General features: G+C 59.5%; 9 protein-coding genes. 1 reads left to right on the forward strand and 8 read right to left on the reverse strand.

The window, feature by feature from the left end; genetic code table 11:
- From ACKVY0_RS05160 to ACKVY0_RS05170, 3 genes are all read right to left on the reverse strand, one after another.
- On the reverse strand, positions 1–211 hold a 211-nt coding region (locus tag ACKVY0_RS05160; protein ID WP_409213719.1), incomplete at its 3' end, for a DUF433 domain-containing protein.
- A 39-nt stretch (positions 212–250) separates the two neighbouring features.
- Positions 251–373, reverse strand: coding sequence for a hypothetical protein (locus ACKVY0_RS05165; protein WP_409213720.1), 123 nt, complete (start codon positions 371–373; stop codon positions 251–253).
- Between the two features lie 6 nt (positions 374–379).
- Positions 380–1,723 (reverse strand): OFA family MFS transporter, encoded by a 1,344-nt coding sequence (locus tag ACKVY0_RS05170; RefSeq protein ID WP_409213721.1) that lies wholly within the window; start codon positions 1,721–1,723, stop codon positions 380–382.
- A 157-nt stretch (positions 1,724–1,880) separates the two neighbouring features.
- On the opposite strand from ACKVY0_RS05170, the gene ACKVY0_RS05175 reads away from it, so the two are divergent.
- Positions 1,881–2,060: a hypothetical protein gene (locus ACKVY0_RS05175; RefSeq protein ID WP_409213722.1), complete on the forward strand. Its 180-nt coding sequence runs from the start codon at positions 1,881–1,883 to the stop codon at positions 2,058–2,060.
- 67 nt (positions 2,061–2,127) lie between these two features.
- Here the strand turns inward: ACKVY0_RS05175 and ACKVY0_RS05180 are convergent, their stop codons facing one another.
- The 5 genes from ACKVY0_RS05180 to ACKVY0_RS05200 all read right to left on the reverse strand — a co-directional run bounded on the left by ACKVY0_RS05180 (position 2,128) and on the right by ACKVY0_RS05200 (position 6,622).
- A complete protein-coding gene (locus ACKVY0_RS05180; RefSeq protein WP_409213723.1) occupies positions 2,128–3,219 on the reverse strand; it encodes a type IV pilus twitching motility protein PilT in 1,092 nt (363 codons plus the stop codon).
- Between the two features lie 29 nt (positions 3,220–3,248).
- The gene (locus ACKVY0_RS05185) at positions 3,249–4,301 is read right to left on the reverse strand and encodes a type IV pilus twitching motility protein PilT (RefSeq protein WP_409213724.1); all 1,053 of its coding nucleotides are present in this window, start codon (positions 4,299–4,301) and stop codon (positions 3,249–3,251) included.
- Between the two features lie 371 nt (positions 4,302–4,672).
- The gene (locus ACKVY0_RS05190) at positions 4,673–5,878 is read right to left on the reverse strand and encodes an AGE family epimerase/isomerase (RefSeq protein ID WP_409213725.1); all 1,206 of its coding nucleotides are present in this window, start codon (positions 5,876–5,878) and stop codon (positions 4,673–4,675) included.
- An 87-nt stretch (positions 5,879–5,965) separates the two neighbouring features.
- Complete coding sequence (locus ACKVY0_RS05195; RefSeq protein ID WP_409213726.1) at positions 5,966–6,205, reverse strand: toxin-antitoxin system HicB family antitoxin; 240 nt, start codon at positions 6,203–6,205, stop codon at positions 5,966–5,968.
- Between the two features lie 3 nt (positions 6,206–6,208).
- Complete coding sequence (locus tag ACKVY0_RS05200) at positions 6,209–6,622, reverse strand: putative toxin-antitoxin system toxin component, PIN family (protein WP_409213727.1); 414 nt, start codon at positions 6,620–6,622, stop codon at positions 6,209–6,211.
- Positions 6,623–7,199: the final 577 nt, after the last annotated feature.

Genomic DNA, 7,199 nt, shown 5'->3' on the forward strand with positions numbered 1-7,199 from the left:
GTTCTTCTGAACGCCATGAGGCATAGGCCAGCGCGGCACGAATGTCGTCCATTTCCAGATAAGGGTAGAGAGCGAGCAGTTCATCCTCACGACAGCCGGAGGCAAGCATGCCGGTGATCATGCCCACAGTGACACGCATGCCACGGATGCAGGGCTTCCCGCCCATAACTTGCGGGTCCAGGGTGATGCGTTCGATCTGCGGGAATGTCATGCGGAGAAGGTAGCAGACGGGATTGTTTTGGCAATCACCTCACTTTTTGACCTCTGCCGTGATGCCAAACAGCGGCAGCGATTTTTTCACGGACTGATACACGCCCCAGCCAAGCGGCATGGTGATCCAGGTCCAGGCGATGAGAAGAAGAATGGCTTTCATGGCAGATCAGGCTTTGGCGTTTTCAGCGAGGTGGTATTTGGTATCGACCGGACGGACGAGCAGATTGGCGATGAGGCCGACGACGAGCAGGCCGACCATCAGGTGAAAAATCGAGTTGTAGGCCTGTTCGGGCGGCATGGTTTTCTTGTTTGCCACGGAAAGCCGGTCCACGAGCTGTGGTCCGATGATGGCGGCCATTGACCATGCAGTGATGAGACGGCCATGAATGGCACCGACTTGATAACTGCCGAACAAATCGCGCAGGTAGGCCGGAATCGTGGCGAAACCGCCGCCATACATCGTCAGGATCAAACCGGTGGCGACGACGAACAGCATCACGCTGCCGTGTCCCTGCGTCCACGGCACGCTGGCATAAAGCGCGGCCCCGAGGATGAAATAGATGCAGTAGATGCCTTTGCGCCCGACGATGTCGGACATGGAGGACCAGAAGAAGCGCCCGCCGAGATTGCAGAGCGAAAGCAGGCCGACATATCCAGCCGCAGCGGCAGGCGTGACCTTGAACATGTCCTGAATCATCGGTGACGCCTGGCCGAGGATGCCGATTCCCGCGCTCACGTTCATGCAAAGCACGATCCAGAGGAACCAGAACTGCGGCGTCTTCCATGCGGTATCGACAGCCACGTTCGCATTCGTCACCAGCGGTTTCACATGCTCCTTGGGCTCCCAACCTGCGGGCTTCCAGCCTTCAGGAGGCACCCGAACGATCAATGCGCCGAAAACCATCGAGATCACATACAGTCCGGACATCACCAGCAGCGCCTCACTGGCACCCACCGAGGTGGCGGAGGCAAAATGCTTCATCAATTCCTCCGCCAACGGTCCGCCGATGAGCGCTCCGCCGCCGAAACCCATGATCGCCATGCCGGTCGCCATGCCGGGCCTGTCCGGGAACCATTTCATCAAGGTGGAGACTGGTGAGATGTAGCCAAGACCGAGGCCGATGCCGCCGATCAAGCCATAGCCCGCATACAGCAGCCAGAGCTGATGCCAGCGCACCGCGAGCGAGGTGAGCACCAGGCCGCTGCAAAAACACAGCATGCTGGCGAACATGGTTTTGCGTGGGCCGCTGCGTTCGACCCATTTGCCAAAGAATGCCGCCGAAAGGCCGAGCAATGCCAGCGCGATCGAATAGGCCACGCCGACATCCGCCTCTGTCCAGTCACCCACCCCGGGGGCCGTGATGCCGAGCGCCTTTGCCAGCGGCTTCTTGAACACGCTGAAGCCATACACCTGACCAATGCACATATGCACGGCAATGGCGGCGGGAGGGACAAGCCAGCGGCTGAATCCGGGCTGGGCGATGGTGGCTTCACGGGAGAAAAAACTCATGGTGGGTCGGTGGTAACGGTTGCGCCGTGGGTTTTAGCGGGTCGGCAGGCGCTGTGGCAAGGAAAGATTAAGGATCGACAAGAAACGCCGGGTTTCATACGTTCGTGCTGTGAACTGGCAATTCTGCCGGCTCGTAACCACAAACCATACTCCACCGATGAAAACTCTGCTCACCGTCTTCGCTCTCTCCTTTGCCTCCGTCGCCATGGCGGCCGACAAATGCCCCATCAGCGGCAAGCCTGCTGATTCCAGCATCACCAGCAAAGACAAAGACGGCAAAACCGTCGCCTTCTGCTGCGAGAAGTGCAAAGCCAAGTTCGACGCCAAGAACAAGTAAAAAACACTGCGCTGACATTCTCAGCGTTTGAAAGGCGGAACCGGGCAGCCGGTTCCGCTTTTTTGTCTCAGCGTTTCCCGCTTCTCTCGCGCAGGAATTTTTGATGCCCGACTTGGACGAAGTCAGCGTCACGGGCGCGGTTGAGTGCCTCATCCAGGCTGATGAAGCCATGGTTGGCCAGATGCATTAGGCTGTCATCAATCGTATGCATGCCGTCCGGGCCGCCGATCTGGATCAGGTTGCCGAGTTGTGACAGGCGGCGCGAGCGGATGCAGGAGGCGATGCCTTGATTGCACACCATCACCTCGGAGGCCATGACGCGGCCTGGCTGGTCATGGCGCACGATGAGTGACTGACAGATCACGCCTTTGAGCGAACTGGCGAGCTGTGAGGCCACGAAGTCCTGCTGTTCCTCCGGGAAGGCGTCCAGAATGCGCAGCACCGTGCTGGGGGCATCATGGGTGTGCAGCGTGCTGATCACGAGATGGCCGGTTTCAGCCGCAGTAAGCGCGGTGCGCATGGTCTCCAGGTCGCGCAGCTCGCTCACGACGATCACGTCCGCATCCTGACGCAGTGCGCTTTTGATGGCCGCAGCAAAGGTGTGTGTGTCTGCGCCCACCTGACGCTGGCGCACCAGACTGCGCTCGTGCGAATAGAGGTACTCAATGGGATCCTCAATGCACACGATGTTTGCCTGACGGCTGCGTGCAATGTGCTGGGTCAGGGCGGCCAGGGTGGTCGTCTTGCCACAGTTGCTGGTGCCGGTGATGAGGATCATGCCATCCTTGAGCTGGGTGAAATCTTCCACCGTGGGGCCGTGGCCCAGGTCGCGCAGCGCGGAGATCGTGGCCGGGATGTAGCGGAAGGAAGCTTCGATGCGGCCCAGCACATAGCAGGCGTTGCCGCGGAAGCGGCCGAGATTTTCCACCTGGATGGCGAAATCCAGCTCCCACTTCTGCTCCAGTTCCGCACGCTGGTTCTCCTTCAGCACCCCGAAGATCAGCTCGCGCAGATCGGCGACGTCCAGCACTTCGTCCGCCACGGGCTGAAGCACGCCGTTGATGCGGCCCATGGGCGGTGAATTGGCGCTGATGTGCAGGTCAGAGCCGCCACGGTCGATGACCATGAAGAGATATTCGATGAGATCGTGATTGCGCATGAATGTGAATGGCGGGTGCTTGAAACGAATCAGGAGATGCCACGGGCCGCACGGCGGAACTCAGCCTCATTGCCTGCTGCGGCAATCGCCGTCTCCTCGGTGATGACTCCCGCTTCGTAGGCGGCTACGATCGACTTTAGGAAGCTCCGGCAGTTCGGATCCCCCGCGCGCGTCATGTATTCGTTGATGTCGGAGATCGAGCGCCGGGCGATCCAGTCACGCACCGCGCCACCGTTTTGCAGGTGCTCCACGAGCAGTGTGAGCTTGTCGTTGACGTCCGGCACGAGTTTCTGGCAGAGCACCCCGACCAACTGATGCGACAGCAGGTGCAGGCCGATTCCCACCTGGTCCGCCGGGAAGAGATTCACAAATCGCTCCATGGTGTCCGCCACCGTGGCCGAATGCATGGAGGCGATGACCAAGTGTCCGGTTTCACAGGCCTGCAGCGCGGTGAAAGCCGTCTCATGGTCGCGAATTTCCCCCACGTAGATGACATCGGGTGCCTGGCGCATGGCGGCACGCAGGCCGCGCGGGAAACTGGGGGTGTCACGCCCCACCTCACGCTGCGTGAACATGCAGCGGTTGTTCGTGAAGATGTATTCCACCGGGTCTTCGATCGTCACGATGTGACGCGCCACATGGGTGTTCATCCAGTGCAGCAGTCCGGCCAGCGTTGTTGATTTTCCCTGTCCGGTGGAGCCGGTGACCAGCACCATGCCATGCTCTAACTGCCCCCAGCGCGTGAGCAGCCACTCGGGCGCGCCCAAAGTGCTCAAGGACGGCATGTCCGTGCGGATGCGGCGCAGCACGGCAGCCATGCGGCCCAGCACCTTGTGCAAATTCACGCGGAAGCGGATGTGGGAGCGCGAGACCAGGCCGGAGTCCTTGTCCATGTCATTCAGCGTGTCCCCGCCACAAGCCTGCCACAGCCCGGCCATCTGCGGCAGCAGCAGCGGCTCGTCACCGAAGATCATGAGCTGCTCGGCGATCTTCATGCGCGGCACCTCGCCTTCCTGGAGAAAAACGTCGCTGGCGGCGTGGTCTTCGGCTGCTTGCAGGATGTCGTCGATGGAAATGGCCATGGGAGAAAACGCTAGCGGTGGCTTGCACGCCGCTCAACCCCGCAGTGCGTTTTTCGTTACGCGCTGACTTGGCTGTGCCAAGTCAAGCGGGTGCGTCGCCAGAGCGATGTGCCAGGTGCTCGTAGGGCGGATGTGTTCGGCGCACAGGACTGCGCAAACAGGCAGAATGACCTTCGCCGAACTATCCGGCTGGTCTGGAGGCCTGCGCGGGCCGGGGAGTGTGCGATCACGCCACCAGCCGGATAGTTGGGCGGTGTTCACGCTGAGAACCACGGCATCGTCTCCGCCCAACACATCCGCCCTACATCAATCCGGCGATGCACACTCTGCGGACGCACGCGCGTGATACTCAGGAAGTCTCACGTCTTCTTCTACGAGGACGGTCCCGCCAGCAGCTCGCTGCAATACCACAGCATGCGCGGCAGATGAAATGGCCCCTTCCACATGTTGCCCTTCAGTTTCACCGATGGCGTGCCATCGCGGTGCAAATAACCAAACCACTCGCCATGCTCCGCGTCTGGGAAGTGCGCGAAGCTCCAGTCATGCACCAGCTTGTGCCACTGTGCATACTTCACGTCACCCGTGACGTGCCAGGCCAGTAGCGTGGCGATGATCGCCTCATTGTGCGGCCACCAGAATTTCATGTCATGCCAGTATTCCTGCACCGGTTTGTTAAAGACATCGCGGAAGTAGAAAATGCCGCCGTGTTCCGTGTCCCAGCCGCGCTGCCACATGCCGTCGAGGATTTGCAGCCCCAGCTTCGTGTAGCTCTTCTCCCCACGCCAGCGGCCCTCATGCAAGATGAACCACGCGCACTCCAGCGCATGCCCCGGATTCAGTGTGCGACCATCAAAGTGATCGATGATCGACCCATCGGGCGAAACGATCTCCATCAGCGCACCAATGTCCGGCTTGAAGAAAAACTGCTGAATCTCCAAAATGAAGCGATCCACCCACTCCGAGCACGAGTGGCCGGAGATCTTCGCATCGCCGAGATTCACCCGCAGCTCCTGCGCCGTCGCGATCCCGATCATCAGCGCGCCGATGCCCATCATCGGCCGCGTATTCGGCTCGATCTTCGGCTGCATCATCCCCGGCTCGAAGCTGTGCTTCAAATACGTCGCAAAATCCCGCCGTGCCCGCTCCGCATAGCTCTCATCTCCCGTCGCCCTCGCATACGCCGCATGCGCGATCGCCGCGAAGGCCTCGCTGAACACATAGCGCCGCATCCGCAGCGGCCGCCCCTCCCGCGTCACCGAGAAGAACAACTTCCCATCCGTCGCATACCCATGCTTCTCCAAGAACGCCAGGCACGACCCCGCCGCATCCAGCCAATCACTGCGCTTCTCCACCGTGTTATACAGCGTCGCAAACGTCCACGCCGCCCGCCCCTGGAACCAGATGCTCTTGTCCGTGTCCAAGATCGACCCATCCCGATCCAGCGACGTGATGATGCCATCAAACTCACGATCCATCCCATGCTTCAGCCAAAACGGCATCACATCATGCAGCAGCGTGTCGCGGTAGAGCGACTTCAGGTTCTGGCGGTAAACAGGATCAGCAAGCGAGTCAGGCATGCGCCCATCTTGAACGCTCCACCTCAAACGTCACGCATTCCTTCAGCCAGACAATGCGGTCAGCCACGGCATCAGCCTTGGTGGCGTTCATGGGAGTTCATCGCCGCGGTCTGGCGGCACGTTGGGGATCCGCGCCATGATGCGATCAAACTCCGCCAGGTCAGCCCTCGCGGCACGCTCACGGAGATAATCCATGGTGGCAAACGAGGACAGCTTTTCAGCCGCCGCACATACCAGGAACTGGTTCAATGAATAGCCATCCTTGGTGGTCAGCTCTTGGATGCCGTTACGGAGTGAGTCAGGAATGTCGATGGAGAGCGTGGCCATAAATCAGGTTCGGATAAGGGTTAAAGCCTCTGCTGGCGTGATCGCCTGAATGCCGAGCGATTCACTGCCTCTAAAGTGGCGGGTGTTGTTCGTGATTATGTAAGGCGTGCCAGCGGCAAGAGCCAACTCCAAAACCATGTCATCTCCAGCATCCATGAGATAAGGACGCCATGAGAAATAGACCTTCTGCTGGACTGCAAGGGCACACAGGACATCAACGACGACCCCAATGTCCCGCGCATCCAGCGCCGGCACCATGCCTGGTCTGGTGGCAACGTCTTCATACTCCAAAGCCAACGCGACGGACAAAGCGATCTTGATCTGTCTTGATCGGATGGCTTGGAGCACCGCATGGCTCGCTCCGGCGCTGGAGCGCAGAGCAGAAATGAGGACGCTGGTGTCAAAGACTGCATACATCTGGTGCCAATCATCAACCAAACTGGCGGGCAGACAACGGGATTGTTCACTCCGCTTGGTCCGCCAGGCGCATATTCCGGCCATTCACAGATGAAGCCTGTCGCCATCCCATGCCTCAGCCAAAACGGCATCACATCATGCAGCAACGTGTCGCGGTAGAGCGATTTCAGGTTCTGGCGATAAACAGGATCAGCAAGCGTGTCAGACATCCGCCCATCTTGAATGCTCCGGCACAAACGTCACGCATTCCTCATCTAGAAAGCGTGGAACGCTCGCGAATCAGGCGACGGCGAGCCGGAGGCGCCGATGACACGACAAATGCCATGCGAGCCGTTGCCTGCACCTTGGGCGCTAGCCTCAATGCCGTTAAGTAATCAATGTCATTAAGTTGAGGCACTTCTCATGATGTGTTCCCGCAGATTCAGATAACCCGCAGATTTTTTTCCGGATCCCAATCTGCGGGTTTTCTGAATCTGCGGGAACTCCTTCTTAACTTAATGACATTGGTTAAGCAATAATGACGCCCCTATTCCCAGGTGCAAATCTGGCCCCTCACCCCGACCCTCTCCCCGGAAAG

Source organism: Prosthecobacter sp., assembly GCF_046154365.1.
In the GTDB taxonomy this organism is placed as follows: domain Bacteria; phylum Verrucomicrobiota; class Verrucomicrobiia; order Verrucomicrobiales; family Verrucomicrobiaceae; genus Prosthecobacter.